Origin of the sequence: Rhodococcus sp. NPDC019647 (assembly GCF_044389235.1) — a bacterium.
GTDB lineage: Bacteria > Actinomycetota > Actinomycetes > Mycobacteriales > Mycobacteriaceae > Rhodococcus_F > Rhodococcus_F oxybenzonivorans.
The window spans coordinates 38,625-62,658 of the sequence record NZ_JBIRXS010000007.1; the positions used below are offsets into that span (position 1 = coordinate 38,625).

General features: G+C 66.6%; 14 protein-coding genes, 2 tRNA genes and 1 pseudogene. 7 read left to right on the forward strand and 10 right to left on the reverse strand.

Features of this window, described 5'->3' with window-relative positions; genetic code table 11:
* Positions 1-230: 230 nt before the first annotated feature.
* A complete protein-coding gene (locus ACH49N_RS15980; RefSeq protein WP_358277807.1) occupies positions 231-9,572 on the forward strand; it encodes a fatty acid synthase subunit beta domain-containing protein in 9,342 nt (3,113 codons plus the stop codon).
* 11 nt (positions 9,573-9,583) lie between these two features.
* Positions 9,584-9,976: a holo-ACP synthase gene (locus ACH49N_RS15985; protein WP_109328781.1), complete on the forward strand. Its 393-nt coding sequence runs from the start codon at positions 9,584-9,586 to the stop codon at positions 9,974-9,976.
* Between the two features lie 66 nt (positions 9,977-10,042).
* Here the strand turns inward: ACH49N_RS15985 and ACH49N_RS15990 are convergent, their stop codons facing one another.
* Positions 10,043-10,744, reverse strand: coding sequence for a TetR family transcriptional regulator (locus tag ACH49N_RS15990; protein ID WP_109328783.1), 702 nt, complete (start codon positions 10,742-10,744; stop codon positions 10,043-10,045).
* 277 nt (positions 10,745-11,021) lie between these two features.
* On the reverse strand, positions 11,022-11,495 hold the full coding sequence (gene bcp, locus ACH49N_RS15995) for a thioredoxin-dependent thiol peroxidase (protein WP_159921272.1): 474 nt from the start codon (positions 11,493-11,495) through the stop codon (positions 11,022-11,024).
* Between the two features lie 161 nt (positions 11,496-11,656).
* Here bcp and ACH49N_RS16000 point away from each other — a divergent pair, with 161 nt between their 5' ends.
* Positions 11,657-11,878: a DUF3618 domain-containing protein gene (locus ACH49N_RS16000; protein WP_109334997.1), complete on the forward strand. Its 222-nt coding sequence runs from the start codon at positions 11,657-11,659 to the stop codon at positions 11,876-11,878.
* Positions 11,879-12,006: 128 nt separating this feature from the next.
* On the opposite strand, the gene ACH49N_RS16005 is transcribed toward ACH49N_RS16000, so the two are convergent.
* A tRNA-Lys gene (locus tag ACH49N_RS16005) sits at positions 12,007-12,079 on the reverse strand.
* A gap of 289 nt (positions 12,080-12,368) precedes the next feature.
* On the opposite strand from ACH49N_RS16005, the gene ACH49N_RS16010 reads away from it, so the two are divergent.
* Entirely contained in the window at positions 12,369-13,598 is a 1,230-nt protein-coding gene (locus tag ACH49N_RS16010) for an Ig-like domain-containing protein (protein WP_358274625.1), read from the forward strand.
* 57 nt (positions 13,599-13,655) lie between these two features.
* Here ACH49N_RS16010 and ACH49N_RS16015 read toward each other — a convergent pair.
* A tRNA-His gene (locus ACH49N_RS16015) sits at positions 13,656-13,731 on the reverse strand.
* An 86-nt stretch (positions 13,732-13,817) separates the two neighbouring features.
* Positions 13,818-14,417, reverse strand: a complete 600-nt coding sequence (gene orn / locus ACH49N_RS16020) for an oligoribonuclease (RefSeq protein ID WP_109334998.1) — start codon at positions 14,415-14,417, stop codon at positions 13,818-13,820.
* Positions 14,418-14,502: 85 nt separating this feature from the next.
* On the opposite strand from orn, the pseudogene ACH49N_RS16025 reads away from it, so the two are divergent.
* A pseudogene (locus ACH49N_RS16025) lies at positions 14,503-16,231 on the forward strand (helicase HerA-like domain-containing protein).
* 70 nt (positions 16,232-16,301) lie between these two features.
* Here ACH49N_RS16025 and cmrA read toward each other — a convergent pair.
* From cmrA to ACH49N_RS16040, 3 genes are read right to left on the reverse strand one after another with little or no spacing between them, the layout of a single operon-like run.
* Entirely contained in the window at positions 16,302-17,105 is an 804-nt protein-coding gene (gene cmrA, locus ACH49N_RS16030; protein WP_159921274.1) for a mycolate reductase, read from the reverse strand.
* Between the two features lie 19 nt (positions 17,106-17,124).
* Positions 17,125-19,149: an NADPH-dependent 2,4-dienoyl-CoA reductase gene (locus tag ACH49N_RS16035; RefSeq protein WP_358274563.1), complete on the reverse strand. Its 2,025-nt coding sequence runs from the start codon at positions 19,147-19,149 to the stop codon at positions 17,125-17,127.
* A gap of 11 nt (positions 19,150-19,160) precedes the next feature.
* The gene (locus ACH49N_RS16040; RefSeq protein WP_358274562.1) at positions 19,161-19,694 is read right to left on the reverse strand and encodes a PadR family transcriptional regulator; all 534 of its coding nucleotides are present in this window, start codon (positions 19,692-19,694) and stop codon (positions 19,161-19,163) included.
* A 119-nt stretch (positions 19,695-19,813) separates the two neighbouring features.
* Between ACH49N_RS16040 and ACH49N_RS16045 the strand changes: the two genes are divergently transcribed.
* On the forward strand, positions 19,814-21,139 hold the full coding sequence (locus ACH49N_RS16045; RefSeq protein ID WP_358274560.1) for an MFS transporter: 1,326 nt from the start codon (positions 19,814-19,816) through the stop codon (positions 21,137-21,139).
* A gap of 31 nt (positions 21,140-21,170) precedes the next feature.
* Here ACH49N_RS16045 and ACH49N_RS16050 read toward each other — a convergent pair whose 3' ends face one another.
* Both ACH49N_RS16050 and ACH49N_RS16055 read right to left on the reverse strand, forming a co-directional pair.
* Positions 21,171-22,022, reverse strand: coding sequence for an alpha/beta fold hydrolase (locus ACH49N_RS16050; protein WP_358274559.1), 852 nt, complete (start codon positions 22,020-22,022; stop codon positions 21,171-21,173).
* Between the two features lie 24 nt (positions 22,023-22,046).
* Entirely contained in the window at positions 22,047-22,787 is a 741-nt protein-coding gene (locus tag ACH49N_RS16055; RefSeq protein ID WP_358274557.1) for a TetR family transcriptional regulator, read from the reverse strand.
* A 132-nt stretch (positions 22,788-22,919) separates the two neighbouring features.
* Here ACH49N_RS16055 and ACH49N_RS16060 point away from each other — a divergent pair, with 132 nt between their 5' ends.
* Entirely contained in the window at positions 22,920-24,029 is a 1,110-nt protein-coding gene (locus ACH49N_RS16060) for an FAD-binding oxidoreductase (protein ID WP_358274556.1), read from the forward strand.
* The last annotated feature ends 5 nt before the right edge of the window (positions 24,030-24,034 follow it).

Here is a 24,034-nt window from a genome sequence, read left to right on the forward strand (position 1 = left end):
CCGAGAGTCACTTTTCGAACGCTCTGTGATCGACATCACGCGTATGTGGCGCCATGTCGAGCTCATGGCGCTGCACTCGCCGCGAACGTGAGGAATTCCTCATGATTCTGTGTCAACCTTGTACAGCCCGGAAGTGCTGATCAGAGCCGATGCAGCAGGCACACGATGCCGAGGGCGGCAGACCAGCAATCCCCACCTCCCCGTAGGGGTGACCAGGAGAGGACTTACGCGTGACGATTGACGACACGACACCCGCAGGAAATGGAAGAAACTCGAAGGGTTCGCGGCGCATCGGCGTAGACCGGGACGACACTCGGTCGTCGAGCAAGACCACACTCGCCGACCGTCTGGTCGGCGGCGAATCGTATGCCCTCGCCTTCGGTGGCCAGGGTGCGCCCTGGCTGAGCTCGCTCGAGGAGCTGAGCCGCGACAACGGTCTCGAGCCGGCTTTGACCAAGCTCGTGAACGAGGCCGCCGAGTACCTCGCCCCGGTGGCGCAGGAGCTGCTCGTCGTGCGTCCGGTCGGATTCGACCCCATCGCGTGGATCCTCGAGCAGGAACTCGCCGACGAAGAAGACGGTGCCCCGGCGGCCGGACCTTCAGCCGCTGCTCTCACGTCTGCAGCAGTCTCCCTTCCCGGTGTCTTCCTGACACAGATCGCCGCGCTGCGTGCGCTGGCGGCTCAGGGCCTCGATCCCACCGTGACGGCACCCGTGTCGGTGATCGGCCACTCCCAAGGACTTCTCGCTGCGGAGGCCGTTGCGACCTCCGGCAACAAGGACGGCGAACTTCTCGCCCTCGCTCAGCTGATCGGTGCCGCTGCCGGACTGGTGGGTCGTCGTCGCGGAGTGATCTCTGCGGCCGACTCCACCCCGATGCTTGCCGTGTCCAACGTCGACCCGGCGCGCCTGCGTCAGATCGTCGAAGAGCTCGCCGAGGGCCTCGAGCCCGAGCGCGCCGCTGTACTCGGCATCCGTAACGCCCGGCGCCGCGTCGTGCTGTCCGGCCCGCCGGCCCAGCTGGCACGGGTGCAGCAGCGCTGCGAGCAGATCGAGGCGGACGAAGCCCGTGAGCGCGACGCCAAGAAGCGTGGCGGCTCCATCTTCTCGCCCGTGTTCGAGCCGCTCCCCGTCGAGATCGGCTTCCACCACCCGGCTCTCGCGGAGGCCGTCGATATCGTCGGCCAGTGGGCCGCCCGTTGCGGTCTCGATGAAGACAAGGCTCGCGCCCTCACGAGTGCCTGCCTCGTCGACCCCGTCGACTGGGTCGAGGCCGTCGACAGCACCATCGACGCCGGCGCCTCCTGGATCCTCGATCTCGGACCCGGTGACCTCCTCACCCGCATGACGTCGGCCAGCGTGCGAGGGCAGGGCGTCGGCATCGTCGCCGCTGCCACCCGCGGCGGCCACCGCAACTTGCTCACTCCGGGTGCGGCACCCGAGGTGCCCGCTGCGTGGACCGAATTCCTTCCGAAGCCGGTCGCGCTGCCCGGCGGACGTATCGGCGTCGAGACTGCATTCACCAAGCTGACCGGTCGTTCGCCGATCCTGCTCGCCGGCATGACCCCCACCACGGTCGACCCGAAGATTGTCGCCGCAGCTGCCAACGCAGGTCACTGGGCCGAGCTCGCCGGTGGTGGCCAGGTGACCGAGCAGATCTTCGCCGACCACGTCGAGGAGCTCACCGGGCTGCTCGAGCCGGGTCGGGCCGTGCAATTCAACTCGATGTTCCTCGACCCCTACCTGTGGAAGCTCCACGTCGGTGGCAAGCGCCTCGTCCCCAAGGCCCGCGCCGCCGGTGCCCCGTTCGACGGCGTCGTCGTCACCGCCGGCATCCCGGAACTCGAGGATGCCGTCTCGATCATCGAGGACCTCACCGAGGCCGGATTCAGCTACGTCGCGTTCAAGCCGGGCACGGTCGCGCAGATCCGTTCGGTGATCCGCATCGCCAACGAGGTTCCCTCGTTCCCCGTCATCGCCCACATCGAGGGCGGCCGCGCCGGTGGTCACCACTCGTGGGAAGACCTCGACGACCTGCTCCTCGACACCTACGCCGAGCTGCGTACCCGACCGAACCTGGTCCTGTGCGTCGGTGGCGGCATCGGCACGCCGGAGCAGGCTGCCGACTACCTGACAGGCCGCTGGTCCGTCGCGCACGGCTTCCCGGCGATGCCGCTGGACGGCATCCTGGTCGGTACCGCCGCCATGGCCACCCTCGAGGCGACCACGTCTCCCGAGGTGAAGCAGCTCCTCGTCGACACCCCCGGTACCGCGGACTGGGTCGGTGCGGGCACCGCCGAGGGCGGTATGGCCTCCGGTCGTAGCCAGCTCGGCGCCGACATCCACGAGATCGACAACGCCGCGTCCCGCACGGGCCGCCTGCTGGACGAGGTCGCCGGTGACGCCGACGCCGTTGCCGCGCGTCGCGACGAGATCATCGAGGCACTGAACGTTACGGCGAAGCCGTACTTCGGCGACGTCGAGACGATGACGTACGAGCAGTGGCTGCGCCGCTACCTCGAACTGGCCGTCGGCATCGACGCCGCGAAGGCATTCGACTGCGGTTCCGACCTGCAGGACGCCATCGACGAGGCCACCACCAGCCCCTGGCTCGACATCACCTGGCGCAAGCGTTTCGGTGAGATGCTGCAGCGCACCGAGTCGCGTCTGCACCCGGTCGACCGCGGACCGATCCCCACCCTGTTCGCCGACGACGCGATCCTGGAGCGTCCCGAGGCTGCCATCTGCGCACTGCAGGCTCAGTACCCGGACTACGCGACCACGGTTCTGCACCCCGCCGACGTGTCGTTCTTCGTCTCGCTGTGCAAGACGCCCGGCAAGCCGGTCAACTTCGTTCCCGTGGTGGACGGCGACGTCCGCCGCTGGTGGCGCTCCGATTCGCTGTGGCAGGCACACGACCCCCGCTACACCGCGGACCAGGTCTGCGTCATCCCCGGCACCGTCGCCGTCGCCGGCATCACGCGCGTCGACGAGCCCGTCGGTGAGCTGCTCGACCGCTTCGAGAAGGCCACCTACGACGAGCTGGTCACCGCCGGTGCGTCACCGCTGTCGCTGCTCGCGCGCCGTCACGCCGACATCGCGCGGGGCCTCCTCGACACCGTCCTGTCGGCTCCCGACATCCAGTGGGCCTCGCGTCTGACTCTGAACCCGGTTCGGCGGCTCGGCGACCTCGACAAGTGGTCGGTCGAATCCGACACCCGCGCGGTGCACGAGACCACCGGTGCCGAGCTCTCCGTGATCGGCGACGAGCAGGTGCTCCTCACTGTTCCGCTGGTGGCGGGCAAGTCCGTCCAGATCACCATCACCGTTCCGGCCTCCGTCGCGGACGGTGGCGCACCCCTGGTCACCGAGGCCGATGCCGAGAAGTCGATGACCGCACTCCTCGCGGTCGCGGCCGGTCAGGAACTGCCGGCCGTCAAGAACGGTGTCGCTCGCCTCAACCTGGCCTGGACCCCGGATCTGATCGCCGACCACGCCGGTGTCACCGGTTCGGGTCTGCCCACGACGCTGAGCGTCAGTGGCAAGGCGGTCCCGGACGTGGTCGTCGGCGCCTGCTGGCCGGCCGTGTTCGCCGTGCTCGGTGCCGCGAAGACCGAAGACTCGCTCTCGGTCATCGAAGGCATGCTCGACCTGGTCCACCTCGATCACAGCGTCGACTTCGTGGGTGAATTGCCCTCGGAGACCAGTATTCTCGTCGTCAAGGCCGAGGTCGCCTCGGTGCTCGACACCGACCTGGGCCGCGTCGTCGAGGTCAAGGTGGAGGTCGGCGCGATGCTCGGTGAGGGCCTCGACGCCCCCGCCGTCGTCACCCTCTCGGAGCGCTTCGCCATCCGCGGCCGCACCGGCAAGGGCGAGCTGTCCGATCCGCCCCGCGCCGGTGGTTCGCTCAGTGACGAGGCCGTGGACACCCCGCGTCGTCGTCGCCGCGACACCACCATCGTCGCGCCCCGCAACATGGGCTCCTTCGCTCAGGTGTCGGGTGACCACAACCCGATCCACACCTCCGACAACGCCGCGCTCCTCGCCGGCCTCGGCAGCCCGATCGTGCACGGCATGTGGCTCTCGGCCGCAGCCCAGCAGGTCGTCACCGCCGTGGACCCGGCCGAGACCAAGACGCCGCCGCGCCGTCTCACCGCCTGGACCGCCCGCTTCCTCGGGATGGTCCGCCCCGGCGCCGAGATCGACGTCCGCGTGGACCGCGTCGCCGTGGATCGTGGCGCCGAGATCGTCGAGGTCGGGTGCCGCATCGACGGTGAACTGGTGATGGTCGCAACGGGTCGCACCGCGGCTCCGAAAACCGTCTACGCGTTCCCCGGACAGGGCATCCAGCGTCCCGGCATGGGCCTCGACGCCCGCGCCCGCTCCAAGGCCGCCCGCGAGATCTGGGACCGCGCCGACAAGCACACCCGCAAGGCTCTCGGCTTCTCGATCCTCGCCGTGGTCCGCGACAACCCGACGGTCGTCAAGGCCCGGGGTGTCGAGCACAAGCACCCGGACGGTGTCCTGCACCTGACCCAGTTCACCCAGGTCGCGATGGCGACGCTCGGTGTTGCTCAGGTTGCCGAGCTCCGCGAGTCCGGTGCCTTCGTCGAGGGTGCCCTGCTCGCAGGCCACTCGGTCGGTGAATACAACGCCCTCGCGGCGGTCGCCGGTGTGCTTCCCCTGGAAGCCGTTCTCGAGGTGGTCTTCCAGCGTGGTTCCGCCATGCACGCCCTCGTGCCGCGCGACGAGGCCGGGCGCTCCGACTACCGGATGGCCGCTATCCGGCCGTCGCAGATCGGTCTCGCGGACGAGGACGTCGAGTCGTTCATCGGTGAGATCGCCGCGGCAACAGGCGAATTCCTGCAGGTTGTGAACCTGAACCTGCGTGGCTCGCAGTACGCCATCGCGGGTACGGTGGCCGGACTCAACGCGCTCGAGAAGGAAATCGACGTCCGCCGTGAGGCTTTCGGCGGCAAGCGCGCCTACATCATGGTTCCGGGCATCGACGTCCCGTTCCACTCGACGGTTCTGCGCGGCGGTGTCGACGACTTCCGTGGTCGCCTCGAAGAACTGCTTCCGCAAGACATCGACCCGGCCATCCTGATCGGGCGTTACATTCCGAACCTCGTGCCGAAGCCGTTCTCGCTGAAGCGTGAGTTCGTGCAGGAGATCGCGGACCTCGTGCCGTCGAAGCCGCTGCAGAAGGTTCTGAAGGACTTCGACTCGTGGGCGGCACAGCCGTCGCAGCTCACGCGCATCGTGCTCACCGAGCTTCTAGCCTGGCAGTTCGCGAGCCCGGTCCGGTGGATCGAGACGCAGGACCTGCTGTTCGCCGACGAGTCCGAAGGTGGACTGGGTGTCGAGCGCTTCGTCGAGATCGGTCTGGGCTCCGTCCCGACCGTCGCGAACCTCGCCTCGCAGACCCTCAAGTTGCCGGGACGCTTCGGCTACCCGGTCGAGGTCCTCAACATCGAGCGTGAAGCCGCCATCGTGTACTCCACCGACGTGGATCCGGCGCCGGTCGAAGACGACGAGCCGGCAGCACCGGCAGCCGAGGCGCCCGCCGCGTCGGCAGCCCCCGCTGCCGCTCCGGCCCCCGCGGCAGCCCCTTCGGGTGGCCCGCGTCCCGACGACATCGCCTTCAAGGCAGCCGACGCCACCAAGGTTCTGATCAGCCTGTGGACCAAGCTGCGTCCCGACCAGGTCGGCCCCGTCGACACGATCGAGGCTCTGTGCGACGGCGTGTCCTCGCGGCGTAACCAGCTGCTCGTCGACCTCGGATCCGAGCTCTCGCTCGGCGCCATCGACGGTGCCGCCGACGCCGACATGGGCTCGCTGGCTGCCACGGTCGACTCGCTGGCCCGTACGTACAAGCCCTTCGGCCCGGTGCTGTCCGACTCGATCAACGATCACCTCCGCAAGGTCTTCGGCCCGTCGGGTCGACGTCCCGCGGCCATCGCGGACCGAGTCAAGAAGGTCTGGGAGCTGGGTGACGGCTGGGCGCACCACGTCACCGCGGAGGTGGCGCTCGGAACCCGCGACGGTTCCAGCATCCGCGGCGGTGACCTCGGTGGTCTCGCAGGCGGCGGTCTCGCCGACGGCGCCGCAGTAGACGCTGTCATCGACAGCGCAGTCGCCGCGGTGGCCTCGCGCCGTGGGATCAGCGTTTCGCTCCCGGCAACGGGCGGCGGAGCCGGTGGCACCGTCGACGCCGCGGCACTGGGTGAGTTCACCGAGCACATCACGGGCCGCGACGGCGTGCTGGCCTCGGCCGCCCGCCTCGTGCTCGAGCAGCTCGGTTTCGCCGGTGACACGGCGACGGCAGCGGCGCCGACCGACACCGAACTCGTCGACCTCGTGTCCGCGGAACTCGGTTCGGACTGGCCGCGACTGGTGGCTCCCGCATTCGACGGAAAGCGGGCGGTCCTGCTCGACGACCGCTGGGCATCCGCCCGGGAGGATCTGGCCCGTCTGTGGATCGACGCGGCCGGCTCCGAATCGCTCGAGATCGAAAGCTTCGCCGGTGCAGGCAAGTCCGTTGCGGCGCAGGCCGCATGGTGGCAGGCCCGCGCTACCGACGAGGGTCGCGCGGCTCTGGCCGAGAAGTACGGGCGTATCGCCGCGGCGGCAGCCGCCATCGGTTCGGAGTCGGCAGCTGTCGTCACCGAAGAGACCCCGGAATGGGCAGACCAGGTCGCCGTCGTCACCGGTGCCAGCAAGGGGTCCATCGCGGCCGCGGTCGCAGGCAAGCTCCTCGCGGGCGGCGCGACGGTCTTCGTGACCACCTCGCGTCTCGACGACAAGCGTCTCGGCTTCTACCGCGACCTCTACCGCCGCAATGCTCGCGCCGGTGCCGCCCTGTGGGTGGTTCCCGCGAACATGGCGTCGTACACGGACATCGACGCGCTCATCGAGTGGATCGGTGAGGCCCAGTACGAAACGGCCGGTGGATCGAAGAAGCTCATCAAGGAAGCGGTCACCCCGACCTTGCTGTTCCCGTTCGCCGCGCCCCGCGTGGCCGGTGACCTGGCCGACGCCGGCGCCCGCGCCGAAATGGAGATGCGAGTTCTCCTGTGGTCGGTGGAACGCCTGATCGGTGGACTGTCGAAGATCGGCTACGACCGTGACGTCGACACTCACCTGCACGTGGTTCTGCCCGGCTCCCCGAACCGCGGTCTGTTCGGTGGCGACGGCGCGTACGGCGAGGCCAAGGCCGCGCTCGACGCAGTGGTCGGCCGCTGGAAGGCCGAGCCCAACTGGGCCGAACGCGTCACCCTGGTGCACGCTCTCATCGGCTGGGTCCGCGGAACCGGACTGATGGGCGGCAACGACCCGCTCGTCGAGGCCGTCGAAGGTGCCGGAGTCCGTACTTGGTCCACCCAGGAAATGGCCACCGAGCTGCTGCAGTTGTGCGAGCCCGAGGCACGTCGCCTCGCGTCCGCCGAGCCGCTCGCCGCCGATCTGACCGGTGGACTCGCTCAGGCGAACCTGGACCTGCCCGCGCTGGCGAAGCAGGCTCAGGAAGCTGCTGCTGCCGAGGCCGACGAGGACACGGCCGAGCTCGACACCATCGCGGCTCTGCCCGCCCCGCCGCGGGTCTCGGAGTCGGCGGCACCGGCCTGGTCGGGAGTCACTGCGGCCCCGCAGGACCTCGTGGTCATCGTTGGTGCCGGTGAGCTCGGACCGTTCGGCTCCTCACGTACCCGCTTCGAGATGGAGGTCGACGAAGAACTTTCGGCGGCAGGCGTTCTCGAACTCGCGTGGAACACCGGACTGATCGTGTGGGAGACCACACCGTCGCCCGGGTGGTACGACGCCGAGACCGGGGAACTGGTTCCGGAAGCCGAGATCGCGGACCGGTACCACGACACCGTCGTCGAACGGTGCGGCATCCGCCGCTACGTGGACGAAGGCGCGATGGTCGATAACACCGCACCGCTGCTCACGTCGGTCTTCCTCGACAAGGACCTGAGCTTCGTCGTCAGCACCGAGGCGGAGGCGCTGGCCTTCGTCGAGGCCGATCCGGACAACACGGTCGCGACTCCGGTCCCGGACAGTGGGGACTGGCAGGTCACCCGCCGGGCCGGTACCGAAATCCGCGTGCCGCGCAAGATGAAGCTCACGCGCAGCGTGGGTGGTCAGATCCCGACCGGATTCGACGTCACGAAGTGGGGCATCCCTGCCGACATGGCCGACTCCGTCGACCGCGTGGGCCTGTGGAACATCGTCGCCACGGTGGACGCGTTCCTCACCGGTGGGTTCACGCCCAGCGAACTGCTGCGGTGGGTGCACCCCTCGCTGGTCGCCAACACCCAGGGCACCGGCATGGGCGGCATGAGCTCGATGAGGTCGCTGTACATCGACACGCTGCTCGGTGAGAACCGGCCGAACGACATCCTGCAGGAAGCTCTGCCGAATGTTATTGCGGCGCACGTCGTCCAGTCCTACGTCGGCGGTTACGGCGCCATGGTCCACCCGGTTGCGGCGTGCGCCACGGCTGCGGTGTCCGTCGAAGAGGGCGTCGACAAGATCAAGCTCGGCAAGGCGCAGTTGGTCGTTGCCGGTGGCTTCGACGACCTGAGCACGGAAGGCATCATCGGATTCGGTGACATGTCCGCCACCGCGAAGACCGACGACATGCACGCCAAGGGAATCGAGGATCGCCGCTTCTCGCGGGCCAACGATCGTCGACGCGGCGGATTCGTGGAGTCGGCCGGCGGCGGCACGATCCTTCTCGCTCGCGGTGACGTGGCACTCGAGATGGGCCTGCCCGTCCTCGGTGTGGTTGCCTACGCCAGCTCGTTCGCGGATGGTGTCCACACATCGATCCCGGCTCCCGGAATCGGTGCGCTCGGTGCGGGTCGTGGGGGAGCGAATTCGCAGCTCGCTCAGTCCCTCGGCAAGCTCGGTCTCGGTGCCGACGACATCTCGGTGATTTCCAAGCACGACACGTCCACCGCGGCCAACGATCCCAACGAGGCGGAGCTGCACGAGCGTCTCGCCGGGGCCCTCGGCCGCAGCGAAGGTGCGCCACTGTTCGTCGTCTCGCAGAAGAGCCTCACCGGACACGCCAAGGGTGGTGCCGCAGCATTCCAGCTGATCGGTCTCTGCCAGGTGCTGGACAACGGTGTCGTCCCGCCGAACCGCAGCCTCGACTGCGTCGACGAGAAGATGGCCGAGTTCGAACACCTCGTGTGGGCTCGGGAGCCGCTCCGATTCGGTGAGCAGTTCCCCCTGAAGGCCGGTCTGCTCACGAGCCTGGGCTTCGGTCACGTCTCCGGACTGATCGCCGTCGTGCACCCGCAGGCGTTCGTCGAGGCAGTCCCGGCGGACAGGCGGGAGGCGTACCTCGCGCAGGCACGCAAGCGCTCCGTCGAGGGTCAGCGCCGTCTGGTGAAGGCCATGGTCGGTGGCGGCAGCCTGTACGAGCGTCCTGCCGATCGTCGCTTCGGCGGCGACAGTGTGCCGGCCGCAGCGTCCCGTCAGCTGGAAGCGGACGTCCTGCTCACCGAGGCAGCACGCCTGGGAACGGACGACGTGTACAGCTCGGGTCTGCCCGGCTGCAAGTAGGAACAGGATCGATGGGAGTTCTGGGAATCGGCTTCGACCTCGTCACGGTGTCGGAGTTCGCCGAGCAGCTGGACCGGCCAGGTACGGCCATGCTCGACAACTTCACACCGGGTGAGCGTCGAGACGCCGTGACCCGGAGCTCCGATCCGGCTCGGCATTTCGCGGCCCGATGGGCGGCGAAGGAGGCAGTGATCAAAGCATGGTCCACCGCCAACTTCGCCAGCCCGCCGGTGCTGCCCGAAATGATCCACCACCTGATCGAGGTGGTGACGGATGCATGGGGACGACCGAGCATCCGCTTACGCGGAGACGTCGCCGAGCATCTGACGGACGTGAAGATTCATATCTCGCTCACGCACGACGGCGACACCGCCGGTGCATTCGCGGTGATCGAAGCGGCGTAGGCGCTCCGCGCCCGTGCGCCTTTCTGGTAGCAGGAGCAACCAGAAAGGCGCACGGGACCGGAGGGCCTAGCCGGTGGTCGTAGTGGTGCGAGATTCCTTTTCGGCGACGAGCAGGTACGCCACCATCAGCCGTTTCAGCTCGGCGACGGCATCGGCGTGGCTCTGGTCGTCCTGCACCGAGAAGTTCAGCATCGAGTAGACGACGTGAACGAGAACCTCGGCCATCATCGTGCGCCGCTCCCGAGTGGTTTGCGGGGTGAGCGGCGCGAGCATCCGCGAGACCTGCTCCGCGAACGCCTTCTCATGGATGGCCCCCGTGGCGCGGGTCGACGGGGTCGACTGCATCGCCAGCCACACCTCGCGTCGTGACGGATCCGACATCCACAAACCGGCCATGTGGTCGACGAAGGCGTTGAGGAAGCGTAGCCAGTCGAGAGACGGAACCTCACCGTTGAACTGCGCGAGTTCGTGTTGAACGCCGACGAGGTCCTGCCTGTTGAGCTCGCACACGATCACATACTTGTTCGCGAAGAACTGGTAGAGCGTGCCGATCGGCACATCGGCACGAGCTGCTACCTCCTCGCAGGTGAACGACTCGAATCCCACATCCACCAGCAATTCCCGCGACGCTGCGAGTAGCGCATCGAACTTGCGGCGACTACGTTCCTGGGTCGGACGTCGGCGGGGCAGGAGCTCCTGCGGGTCCGACTGCAGCTCCAGCGCCGGGTCCACACGGCGCGGTGCTTGCTTGCTGGCTGAAGACTCCACCGCCCCAGGCTATCGGTCTTTGCTCCGGATTCCGAAGACCCGTCCCGGTGGCTCGTCGGGTTTTGCCAGGACGTGGCCACCGATCGGGTGGTTTCCCGGGCGAACAATGTGATGGCCCACAAATAGCCGACGGCAGGAATTCCGCCACATCACCACCCGGCGACGAGAGCGACTGAGACCGGTCGGTTGGCGGCGTTCAACGTCCCCTGAAAGTCGCACCCGGCCCGCGGAGGAGTTCGGGCGTACTGCGCCGAAGGCCGGGTGGGACGGAATGCGCTCAGACGGAAAGGTCCCGTCGCAGCTTGGCCACATGGCCGGTGGCGCGAACGTTGTACTGCGCGACCTCGATCTTGCCCTCCTCGTCGACGAGGAAGGTGGAACGGATGACGCCCTGAACGGTCTTGCCGTACATCTTCTTCTCCCCGAATGCGCCCCACGCCTCGAGTGTGGACTTGTCCGGGTCGGACAGGAGCGGGAACGTCAGTTCCTCGGTGTCACGGAACTTGGCCAGCTTGGCCGGCTTGTCGGGGGAGATGCCGATCACGTCGATGCCGGCTCCGTTGAGTTCCACCAGATTGTCGCGGAAGTCGCACGCCTGCTTGGTGCAACCGGGGGTGCTGGCGGCCGGGTAGAAGTACACGACGACCTTGCGTCCGCGGTAGTCGGCGAGCGACACCTCGTTGCCGTCGGCATCGGGGAGGGTGAAGGCGGGTGGAGTGTCTCCGGGAGAGAGTCTGCTGTTGTCGGTCACGACACGTCACGCTACCGGGACGGCCCGACACCGGCGGTACATCCAATGGGGGAGACGGAGTCGCGGGTGGCGTGTTCTCGTCTACGGTTGACGCAAGTGTGGGATCTTCGCGATAGCGTCGCTCTCGCTGATCGAACCATTCGAACAAGTTGGAGGATACGTTGCCCAGGGACACCGACAGCATCGAGCGTGAAATCGAGAACGCGCGCAATCAGCTCGCAAGCACGCTCGACGAATTGACGGTCCGCACCAACCCGAAGCGTCTCGTGGAGAACACGAAGCAGACGCTGATCGCGAAGTTCAACGAGCCGGCGGTCAAGTACGGACTGATCGCCGTAGGTGCGGTGGTGGGGCTCCTGGTGCTCCGCAAGGCGCTGCGCTGACCGATTCGTGGTGACGCCGCCGGGACTGTGACCGCACATCCCGGCGGCTGTTCGCTTTTCGGGCGGAACAACAAGCGCAAGAAGAAAGGCCCTCACCTTCCGAAGAAGGTGAGGGCCTTTCCTGCAAGTGCGCCCACAGGGACTCGAACCCCGGACCCAGTGATTAAGAGTCACTTGCTCTACCAACTGAGCTATAGGCGCTCGCTCTTGCGAGACAGAACAGTAGCGGACCGCTTCTCGGGAATGCAAATCGCCTGGTCGACGCCTCGCTTACCTCCCCGGCACGAGATACAACCCGTAACAACAGCACCGCTGGTCACGATTGATATTCGAACGTTACTGGCACGCCCGGCGCTTGGTTGGAACCGGTCTCCGGCGGCTGGCATCATTGGAGACCACACGGTCTCGACGTGCTGATTCGTCTCGCGATGGCGAGGGGCGTGCCGGCTTGAACGTGACATCGGAGCGAGGACGTGAAGTGGGGTTAACCATGGGTGTGGGGCGCGGTAGGCGCATGCGTGCGCGATCGGTCTCGAAGACCGCGACGATTGTGGCGGCATCACTCGTATTCGCATTGTCGATCGCGGGATGCACGGTGTCCGACGCCGGCACCGTCACCTCGGAAGGGGAGGCGCCGATCGACTCCAATCCGGTCACCGAGTTGATCAAACCGAAGGTGACCGCATCGGCCACCGACGGAGCTGTCGGCTTCTCGCCGGGTCAGCCGGTCACCGTGTCGGTCGCAGACGGGACGCTGGCCGAGGTCACGATGTACAACCCCGAGGGTGTGCCGGTCGACGGCGCGATCGCACCCGACGGTCTGTCGTGGGTCAATACGGAACCGCTGGGCTACGACAAGGAATACCGGCTCGAAGCCAAGGCGAACGGACTCGGCGGCGCGACCACGTCGTCGTCGGTGTTCACCACCAGCGCGCCCGGTAACGTCACCAAGCCTTACGTGATGCCGGGCGATGGTGACGTGGTGGGCGTCGGCCAGCCGCTCGCCGTGCAGTTCGACGAAAACATCCCCGACCGACGGGCTGCCGAGGCTGCCATCACCGTCACGACGAATCCGCCCGTGGAGGGCGCGTTCTTCTGGGTCAACAACCGTGAGGTGCGGTGGCGTCCGCAGAACTTCTGGGCGCCCGGCACGACCGTCGATGTCAAGGTCGCCGTGTACGGCCGAGATCTCGGAGACGGACTGTTCGGACAGGAAGACGTCCACACCACGTTCACGATCGGTGACGCTCTCATCGCGACGGCCGACGACAACACCAAGCAGGTCACGTTCGAACGCAACGGTGAAGTGATCATGACGATGCCCACATCGATGGGTAAGGACGACACACCCACCGACAACGGCGTCTACATCATCGGCGACCGGTTCGCGAATCTCGTGATGGACTCGTCCACCTACGGAGTGCCCGTCAACTCTCCGCAGGGGTACAAGACGCCCGTCGACTGGGCCACGCGAATGTCCTACAGCGGCATCTTCTTCCACTCGGCGCCGTGGTCGGTGGGACAGCAGGGCTATTCCAACGTCAGTCACGGTTGCCTCAACCTCAGTCCCGCCAACGCGAAGTGGGTGTACGACAACACCAAGCGGGGAGACATCGTCGTCGTGAAGAACACGGTCGGCGGCACACTGTCGGGCACCGACGGCCTCGGCGACTGGAACATTCCCTGGAACGTGTGGAAGGCGGGCAACGCCAGCGACTGAGTCCCTGGGACTGAACGCAGACAAGAAAGCCCCCGGCCGAGGCCGGGGGCTTTCTGTTGGGGTGAGTGACGGGACTCGAACCCGCGACAGCCAGGATCACAACCTGGTGCTCTACCAACTGAACTACACTCACCATGCGCTTTCGGCAGCCACCCGGAGGCGGTTACTTCGGCGAGGAAGATACTAGCGCGTCCGATGCCCGAGAAGCCAATCGGTATGTCAGGCGGGCCCGAGTTCTTCGACGATGGCGGCGATGTCGCTGGTAGACGGGCCGGGGTCGGGCACGAAGGCCGTTTTTCGGTAGTACCGCAGTTCGCGGATCGACTCCTTGATGTCGGCGAGGGCCCGGTGGGCGAGGCCCTTTTCGGGCTGCCCGAAGTAGATCCGGGGATACCAACGACGGCACAGCTCCTTGATGGAGCTCACATCTATCATCCGGTAGTGCAGGTAGGTGTCGAGGTCGGGCATGTCGCGCGCGATGAATCCGCGATCCGTTGCAATGGAGTTACCGGCGAGCGGTGCGGTGCCCGCCACGGGAACATGCTCGCGGATGTAGGCCAGCACCTGCTGCTCGGCGTCGGCGAGCGTGACCGTCGACTTGCGGACTTCCTCGGTCAGTCCCGAAGTCTGATGCATCTTGGTCACGACATCCGGCATGGCGGCGAGCGCTTCGTCGTCGGCGTGGATGACGATGTCGACACCCTCACCGAGAACGTTCAGCTCGCTGTCCGTGACCAGAGCGGCGATCTCGATCAGCTTGTCGGTACCGAGCCGGAGGCCCGTCATTTCACAGTCGATCCACACAAGTTTGTCCTGCACCAGGAACACAGTAGTCACGTGGGTCACGGGCTAAGGTCTGCGGTGGACACTTTCTCCCGACGTTCGTGATCCGAGGAGGGCTTCGATGACCCAGCAATCGCAGAACGGCGGGGCCGCCCCGACTCCCGCGCAGAAGGCGGAGGCGGCCAGAGCTGCCGCGGTCGAAGCGGCGAGGATTGCCGCCGAGGCCGCGGCCGCCGCGGAGGTGGCGGAGAAGGAAGCGCGGGAGGCGGAGCCGCAGGGCGCGACTGCCGCACCGCCTCTGTCGGGGCCTGCCGCAGAAATCGCGACGGGGTACTCGTCGGCTGGTGTAGCGCTCGAGCTCGGTACCGTCCTCGTCGACGGAGTTGTCGATCCCGCGGCCAGGGTGGGTCCGGATACCGCTCGCGACGATCAACCGGCACGGCTTAGTGGCCGGTGCCACCGGGATCGGCAAGACCAAGACCCTGCAGGGAATGGCCGAGCAGCTGTCGGCGGCAGGTGTTCCCGTGGTGATGGCCGATGTGAAGGGCGACCTCTCCGGCTTGTCGAGGCCGGGAGAGACGAACGAGAAGATCACCGCTCGTGCCGCCGAAACCGGCGACGGTGACTGGGCGCCGGCGGGTTCGCCAGTGGAGTTCCTTTCCTTGGGTACGGAGGGTGTCGGCATCCCCGTGCGGGCCACCATCACTGCATTCGGCACGATCCTGCTCAGTAAGGTGCTGGGCCTCAACGCCACTCAGGAGTCGACTCTCGGGCTCATCTTTCACTGGGCCGACACTCGGGGTCTGGCGCTGCTCGATCTGAAGGATCTGAGGTCGGTCATCGCTCACCTCACCAGCGACGACGGCAAGGCCGACCTGGCGGTCATCGGCGGAGTGTCGCCGGCCACGGCGGGTGTGATCCTCAGGGCACTGGTCAATCTCGAGGCGGAGGGCGGTGACACCTTCTTCGGTGAACCCGAGTTCGCCACCGAAGATCTGCTCCGATTCGACAGTGACGGGCGAGGCGTCATCACGCTGTTCGAACTGGGCGCGCAGGCCGCCCGTCCCGCCCTCTTCTCCACCTTCCTGATGTGGGTACTGGCCGATCTGTTTCAAACGTTGCCCGAGGAAGGAGATCTGGACAAGCCGAAGCTCGTCTTCATCTTCGACGAGGCGCATCTCCTGTTCACCGACGCGTCGAAGGCGTTCCTGCAGCAGGTGGAGCAGACGGTCAAGCTGATCCGCTCCAAAGGTGTCGGCGTCTTCTTCTGCACTCAATTACCGACGGACGTCCCCAATGCGGTGCTGTCACAACTGGGTGCACGCATCCAACATGCGTTGCGCGCGTTCACGCCGGACGATCAGAAGGCGCTGAACAAAACGGTACGCACGTACCCGAAGACGCAATTCTATGATCTGGAGAAGGCGCTCACATCCCTCGGTATCGGCGAGGCGATCGTGACGGTGCTCTCCGAGAAGGGTGCGCCGACGCCGGTGGCGTGGACCAGGATGCGGCCACCACGTTCACTCATGGACACCATTGGCAACGACGCCATTCGGGGCGCGGCGGCGTCGAGCCCGCTGGCGCAGAGATACGGTCGGACCGTCGACCGCGAATCGGCGTACGAGAAGCTGACCGCGAAGGTCGCGGGAGCACCTGCGACCGATGAGGACATCGATCTGCCATCGCTGCCGGACCTGCCCGCGCCTGCGGAGCCCGTCGGGCCGAACATGGCCGAGCAGATTCTGGGCAATCCGGCGGTCAAGAGTTTCCTGAGGTCGGCGGCCTCGGCCGCAGGACGAGAGATCTCGCGCAGCATCTTCGGCACCGGGCGCCGCCGGCGGCGCTGACATCGGCTGCGCTCGGGGCGAACGTACCGTTCAGCGCGGTGGAAGCGTCGAACGGTACATTCGCCGCCGTCTAGTTGCCCAACTTCTTGTAGAAACTTCCCACGATCGGCGCCACGACTGCGCGCGGACTGTACTGTCCCGCAACGGACATCGCCTTACTGATGATGCCCGGCACCACACGCATCTTGTTGTCGGCCAAGCCGTCGAGCGACACCTTGGCGGTGTATTCGCTGGAGATCCACAGGAAGTCGGGGACCAGCTTGTCGACGATGGACGCGTCCGCGGGGTCGGGTTCCTCGGTGCGGACCGGTCCCGGGGCGAGCAGGGTCACGCCGACCCCCGAGCCCTTGAGTTCGCCGCGCAGCGACTCGGAGAAGGTGTTGACGAAGGCCTTCGTAGCCGCGTAGGTGGCGTTGTGGGGGATGGGCATGTTGCCTGCCGCCGATCCGACCATCAGGATCGCGCCGGACTTGCGTTCCAGCATGCCCGGAAGCACGGCGAGGGTGAGATCATGAACGGCAACGGCATTCAGTTCGACCTGCGCCCGTTCGTAGGCGGGATCGAGGTCGGCGACCGCGCCGAACGTTGCTATGCCGGCGTTGTTGCACAGCACGCTGATCTCCCGGCCGGCGATCTCGTCGACCAGGGCGGAACGTGCGTCACGATCGGACAGGTCGCACGCCCGCACGTCCACCTCGACACCGTGTTCGGCACGGAGCGTCGCCGCCAACGACTCCATGACCTCGCCGCGCCGGGCGACGAGGATGAGGGAATGACCACGGGAGGCGAGATCCCTGGCCAGCGCCTCGCCGATACCGGACGAGGCGCCGGTGACGACGGCGCGGGCACTGGGGGTGGGGTTCGGCAAACTCACGGTCAGTCAGCGTAGTGCGTCAGATGCGCGCCGCGAGCCGGGTGCCCTGTTCGATGGCGCGTTTGGCATCGAGTTCGGCTGCGACGTCGGCGCCGCCGATGACATGGGTGCTGACCCCGGCGACGGTCAGCTCGTCGACCAGGTCGCGCACGGACTCCTGACCTGCGCAGATCACCACGTTGTCGACGGCGAGGGTGCGGGGCTTCTCGCGTTTGTCGCCGAAGGTGATGTGGAGTCCCTCGTCGTCGATGCGCTCGTAGTTGACGCCGGACAACTCGTGCATGCCCTTGTTCTTCAGGGCGGCGCGGTGCACCCAGCCCGTCGTTTTCGCGAGCCCCGCCCCGATACGCCCGCTCTTACGCTGGAGGAGGTACACCTCACGAGGCGACGGCTCGGGTATGGGTGTGGTGAGGGCGCCGGCCGCGGCCTCGGGTTCGGTGACCCCCCACTCCTGCTTCCATTCCTTCAGGTCGAGAGTCGGTGAGTGTTCGTGGGTGAGAAACTCGCTGACGTCCACGCCGATGCCGCCGGCACCGATCACGGCAACCGACTTTCCGACCGACTTCCCACCGCGCACCACCTCGGGGTACGTGAGCACTGTGGGATGGTCGATGCCGGGAATCGACGGGAGGCGCGGGGTGACGCCGGTGGCGATCACCACCTCGTCGTAGTGGCCGACGAGATCGACCGCTGCGACGCGGGTGTCGAGCCGGACATCCACACCGGCGAGTGCGAGTTGCCGGTTGTAGTAGCGAATGGTCTCCGCGAACTCCTCCTTGCCGGGGATCTTGCGGGCGATGCCGAACTGGCCCCCGATTTCGGAGTCCGCCTCGAACAGCGTCACCGTGTGGCCGCGCTGCGCTAGGCCGAGCGCCGCGGACAATCCCGCGGGGCCGGCGCCCACGACCGCGACGCGCTTCGCGGTCCGGGTGGGGGAGAGCGTCAGTTCCGTCTCCCGGCCCGCACGTGGATTCAGCAGGCAGGACACGTGCTTGCGGACGAAGGCGTGGTCGAGGCACGCCTGGTTGCACGCGATGCAGGTGTTGATCTCGTCCGAGTTTCCGGCTTCGGCCTTGCGGACCCAGTCGGGGTCGGCGAGCATCGGGCGGGCCATCGAGATCAGCTGAGCATCACCGCGGGTGAGTATTTCCTCCGCGACCTCGGGCATGTTGATCCGATTGGACGCGGCCACCGGAATGTTCACGTGCTTCTCGAGCTTGCCGGTGATGTCGGCGAACGCCGCACGCGGCACCGACGTGACGATGGTGGGGACGCGGGATTCGTGCCAGCCGATGTCGGTGTTGATGATCGTGGCACCGGCAGCTTCCACGTCCTTGGCCAGAGCGACGATGTCGTCCCACGTCTGACCGCCTTCCACGAGATCGGCCATCGACAAGCGGAAGATGATGATGAAGTCGCGGCCCACGGCGGCCCGGGTGCGGCGAACTATCTCGACGGCGATCCGGCGGCGGTTCTCAGGCGTACCACCCCACTCGTCGGTCCGCTTGTTGGTGCGTTCGCACAGGAACTGATTGATGAAGTAGCCCTCACCCGCCATGATTTCGACGCCGTCGTAGTTCGCCCGCTGTGCCAGCCGCGCGCACCGTACGAAGTTGCGGATCTGCCAGCGGACGCCGCGGCCGGTGAGTCTCCGGGGGCGGAACGGGTTGATCGGGGCCTTGATGGAGGAGGCGGAGACGCTGAACGGCTGATAGCTGTAACGGCCTGTGTGCAGGATCTGCAGGGCGATCATGCCGCCCTCGTCGTGCACGGCCTGGGTAATCGCACGGTGCCGCCGGGCCTCCACCCGGTTGGTGAGCTTGGCCCCGAAAGGCAGCAGCCAGCCGGTGCGGTTGGGGGCGTACCCACCGGTGACGATCAGGGCGACACCGCCGCGGGCGCGCTCGGCGAAGTACGCCGCCAGTCGAGGTACGTCCTTGGCGCGGTCTTCGAGGCCGGTGTGGATCGAACCCATGATCACCCGGTTCTTCAGAGTCGTGAAGCCGAGGTCCAGCGGGGCGAGGAGCTGGGGAAACTGTGTCATGCGGCGTGTCCTTACTTCGTGAGGGCGTCGAGTACTTCTTGGCACCAGCCGGCGAACCCCTCTTCGACGCGGATGCCGCCGCGCAGGACGAGGTACTGGTGAAGGGCGGTGCCGGAGAGTTGGTCCGGCGCCGGGAAGTCACGTTTTTCGATCATTCGGTAGATCTCGAGCCGGGCAGCGTGGCCGTCGCGGTGGCGGGCGACTTCGGCGGCCAGTGCGGGAATATCGCCTTGCTGGGCGGCGCGGATTTTGACCGCAAGCTCGTTACGCAGGTGATTCGGTTCGGTGGGCTCGGCGATCCAACGCTGCAACTCGGCGCGACCTGCCGCGCTGACCCGATACACCTTCTTGTCCGGCCGGCTGTCCTGCGCTACGACTTCGGCATCAACCCACCCGGCTTCGTCCATGCGCTTGAGCAGCCGATAGATCTGCTGGTGAGTGGCGCTCTGGAAGAAGCCGATCGATTTGTCGAATCGGCGTGCCAATTCATACCCCGACCCGGAATGTTCGGTGAGGGAGACGAGAAGCGCATGTTCGAGTGCCACGCAGAAAGTATGTATGCAACGAAGTGCCTATGCAACTAAGTGCACACAATCCCCTCGGTGCGAGTGGGACGTTGCGTCGGAGAGTACGAACGACCCGTGCGCTCACATAGGCTCGCGACATGAGCACCGAAGTTCGTCCGCCCGCCGGGATCGGTGAGGCTGCGACGCGCAAACAGGTCGTCGCGTGGGGTCTCTGGGACTGGGGGTCAGCCGCCTTCAATGCGGTGATCCTCACGTTCGTCTTTTCCGTTTACCTCACCGACGCAGTGGGGGAGGACCTCGAAGGATCGATCTCTGCGAGCACCTGGCTCGGGTGGTCGCTGGGGATCGCCGGATTCCTTATAGCGGTGCTGGCGCCGGTCACCGGGCAGCGATTCGACGCCGCAGGACGGCGCAAGCGCGCGCTCGGTGTCCTCACCTTCGCGACCGTGGCCTGCATGGCCGGCATGTTCTTCGTCCGCGACTCGGTCGAGTACCTCTGGCTCGGTCTGGTGTTGCTTGCTGCCGGTTCGGTGATCTTCGAGCTCGCCGGTGTGCCGTACAACGCCATGTTGCGGCAGGTGTCGACGCCGTCGAATATAGGTCGGGTGTCCGGCTTCGGTTGGGCAATGGGCTATTTCGGCGGAATCGTGCTTCTTCTGTTGTGCTACTTCGGCTTCATCGCCGGTGACGGGGACACCCGCGGAGCACTGGGGTTCACTACGGACGGTGGCCTGAACATCCGGATGGTGGCGCTGCTCGCGGCGATCTGGTTCGCCGTCTTCGCGATACCTGTGCTGCTGAAAGTTCCCGAACTGCCGCGGCCCCAGGTCGATCCGGGCGCCGACAAGGCCGGTTTCGTGGAGTCGTATCGGATTCTCTGGCGAGATTTGCGCAGCCTCTGGTCTGTCGACCGCCGCACCGTGTACTTCCTCGGCGCCAGTGCGCTCTTCCGCGACGGACTGGCCGGGGTGTTCACGTTCGGTGCTGTCCTCGCCGTCAATGTGTACGGCATCAGTGCCGGAGATGTGCTGCTGTTCGGTGTCGCGGCAAATATCGTCTCCGCCGTCGGCGCACTCACGGCAGGCCGCTTCGACGACCGGGTGGGTCCCAAGACGGTCATCGCGGCGTCGCTGGCCGCGATGATCGTCGTCGGCATCATCTTGACGTTTGTGTCCGGACCGGGAATGTTCTGGATCTTCGGTCTCCTGCTGTGCCTTTTCGTGGGACCCGCGCAGTCCTCGTCGCGCACGTTCCTCGCGAGGATCACGCCGCCCGGCCGCGAGGGGCAGATGTTCGGTCTGTACGCGACGACCGGACGCGCGGTCTCGTTCCTGTCGCCGACGCTGTTCGGACTCTTCGCGTGGTGGTTCGGCGCAGACCGGGCCGGGATCGTAGGTTTGCTGATCGTGCTGGCCCTCGGACTCGCGGCCCTGACCGTGGTGCGTGCCCCGGAGCGGAGCTGACGCCTCCCGCGTCAGCTCCCAGAGACGACAATCAGCGGGCGGCCATTCCGGCCCGCCGAAGTATCGCCTCGGCGAGGTCCTCGGGGCACTGCTCGGGGATCCAGTGCGTCGCGTCGTCGAGGACGACGAACTCGTATGGTGCGTCCACGAACTCGCCACACTTCTCGGCTCCGGCGCGGCCCAGCGCTGTGTCGCCGGTACTCCAGACGTAGGTGGTGGGGACCGTGACGGCGGGGGTCTGGTCGAAAGCTCTTGTCATTGCCCGGTACCAGTTCAGGGCTCCGGTGAGCGCTCCCGGCTCGGTGAGGAGTGCGACGTGCCGGTCGACGAGTTCCGGCGGGACGACATCGCCGAACATCGCCCGCAGCGACTGCGCTTTCTCGCGCAGGAGCACATGTTCGGCCTTGCCCTCCATCCGCAGCAGGCGAATGTAGGACGACCGTTCTTTCTGGTCGGCGTCCTCGCGCAGCGCCCAGCCGAAGGCGCCCGGATGAGGCACCGAAACGGTCGTGAGTGATGTGATTCGGCCGGGGTGTCGCGCCGCCACGACCCACGCAACGATGGCGCCCCAGTCATGGCCTACGAGATGCGCTTTCTCGAGGCCGAGTGCGTCCAGGAGAGCGATGACGTCCCCGACGAGGTGGTCGATGCGGTAGGCGTCGGTACCCTCTGGCCGCGCACCAGCCGAATATCCACGCTGATTCGGTGCATAGGTCCGCATCCCGGACCGTGCGAGGAGGGCGGCGACCGGCGTCCACGACGCAGCGCTTTCCGGAAACCCGTGCAGGAGAACGGCTGCTTCGCCGTCGGAAGGGCCGTTGACGGTGACGTCGAAGGTCAGGTCGCCAATGGGGATGGACACGTGTTCGGAGGTTGGCAGCACGGCCCCCACCGTACGGCGGCAGGGTCAACTCCTCCGGGGATTCCACGCCGTCATGCCGAGCATGATGAGCCGTAGCTGGCGTTCGGCGCGGGCGACCACCTCGGCTTCGGTACGCACGCCGGGACGGTCGGCTTCGAGGAGGTCGACGACGACGGCGAACATCGTGGAGACGATCAGGTCGGCCGCCATCTCGAGGTCGTCGGCGTCCCACGACTCGAGGCCGCCGATTCGCGTGAGATCCACGGTCAGCTCGCTGACGAACAGTCGCATCTCGGTGGCGATGGCGCGGCGGATCTCGGGAACACCGCCGTAGCGCTCCCGACTGAGGAAGCGGAACTGTGCCTCGTGAGTGCGGACCTGGCGGACGAGGATGTCGAGAGACGCGCCCGCGCTCTTGGTACTCGGGTTGCGACGGGCATCGCGCAGCATCTGTCGCAGCATTCGCATGCTCTCCTCGACGAGAACGACGCCGAGTTCCTCGATGGACGCGAAGTGCCGATAGAACGCAGTGGGCACGATTCCTGCATGGCGGGCAATTTCCCGCAGGCTCACACCCGCGAAGCTCCGATCCGCCATGAGGTCGAGGGTGCCGTCCAAGAGGGCCTTCCGGGTGCGCTCTTTACGTGCTGCCCTGCTCTCGGGTTCCGCACCGGCCGACTGACTCACGGCACCGAGTCTATTCGTGGCGACGGGAGCGTCGATCACGAGGACGTCGGCTGCCGCACCGTCCGTAACCACGGGCTGACCGTATTGCTCGTCCGTCATGTCTTTCCGATCTGTGCGAGGTGACGGCACTCGCGTGTGTGCCTGCCGTCACATTTCGATTGACAACTACCTGTCTGCACCTGTCACACTATTGTCAGTGTACAACCGTGCACTCAAATGGAGGAGGCTGCCGTGTCAGTTGCTCACACCAGTCGTCCGGCGGAGGGACGCAGGTTCTCGCTGCTGTCGTTGTTCGAGGCGTTGGCCACTCCGCATCAGCTCGACCGTTACCTCGAACTCGTCACGCCGATGGTCACTGTGCGTGATCTGCGAGCCGAGGTGCTCGCGGTCGATCGGTCGACCGCGGACACCGTCACGCTCACGCTGCGCCCGACCCGTCAGTGGCGCGGATTCAGCGCTGGACAGTTTGTGCAGGTAGGGGTAGTGATCGACGGAGTTCGCCACACTCGTTGCTACTCGCCGGCCAACGCTCAGTCGTCGCCGGACGGCACCATCGAGTTGACGATCAAGGCGCACCCCGACGGCCTCGTGTCGCAGTATCTACACGAAAACGCCCGGCCCGGACTGATCCTCGACCTGTCGCAGGCAGCGGGGGAATTTGTCCTGCCGACCACCCGGCCGCGCCGAGTTCTGCTCGTGAGTGGTGGCAGCGGGATCACCCCGGTCCTCTCGATGCTTCGCACTCTCGTCGAGGAGAAGCACGCGGGAAGCGTGACTTTTCTGCACTACGCGTACACCGAAAACGACGTCGCCTATCTGGACGAGCTTCGCGAGCTTGCCGACGCCAACCCCAACGTCAACCTCGTGCTGGCGTACACCGATCAGGAGACCGGCGGACATCTGCACGGCTTCTTCGGGCAGAAGCATCTCGATGCGGTCGCGCCCTGGTACGCCGAGGCCGAGACCTTTCTCTGCGGTCCGCCCGGCCTGATGCGTGGTGTTCGGGAGGTGTACCGCGAACTCGGCATCGAGGACCGTCTCCACACCGAGGAGTTCGCTCCCGCCGCGACGCCGGTCGAGGGTGAGGCCGGTGGTGAGCTGTCCTTCACGGCCAGTGGAGTCACGGCCGACAACTCCGGTGGGACCCTGCTGGAACAGGCCGAGGCCGCCGGACTTCATCCCGAGTACGGCTGCCGGATGGGCATCTGCTTCTCCTGCACCGCGGTGAAGAAATCGGGATGCACCAAGAACGTACGTACCGGCGACACCGACACCGATCCGGACAAGGCCATTCAGTTGTGTGTCTCGGTCCCTGTCGGCGACGTCGCCCTCGACATCTGACTCAC

Excerpts from the sequence above, each read along its gene's own strand:
- ACH49N_RS15985 (WP_109328781.1), top strand. The coding sequence starts at position 9,584 with ATGGGAGTTCTGGGAATCGGCTTCGACCTCGTCACGGTGTCGGAGTTC.
- ACH49N_RS16010 (WP_358274625.1), top strand. The coding sequence starts at position 12,369 with ATGGGTGTGGGGCGCGGTAGGCGCATGCGTGCGCGATCGGTCTCGAAG.
- ACH49N_RS16035 (WP_358274563.1), bottom strand. The coding sequence starts at position 19,149 with ATGACACAGTTTCCCCAGCTCCTCGCCCCGCTGGACCTCGGCTTCACG.
- ACH49N_RS16045 (WP_358274560.1), top strand. The coding sequence starts at position 19,814 with ATGAGCACCGAAGTTCGTCCGCCCGCCGGGATCGGTGAGGCTGCGACG.
- ACH49N_RS16055 (WP_358274557.1), bottom strand. The coding sequence starts at position 22,787 with ATGACGGACGAGCAATACGGTCAGCCCGTGGTTACGGACGGTGCGGCA.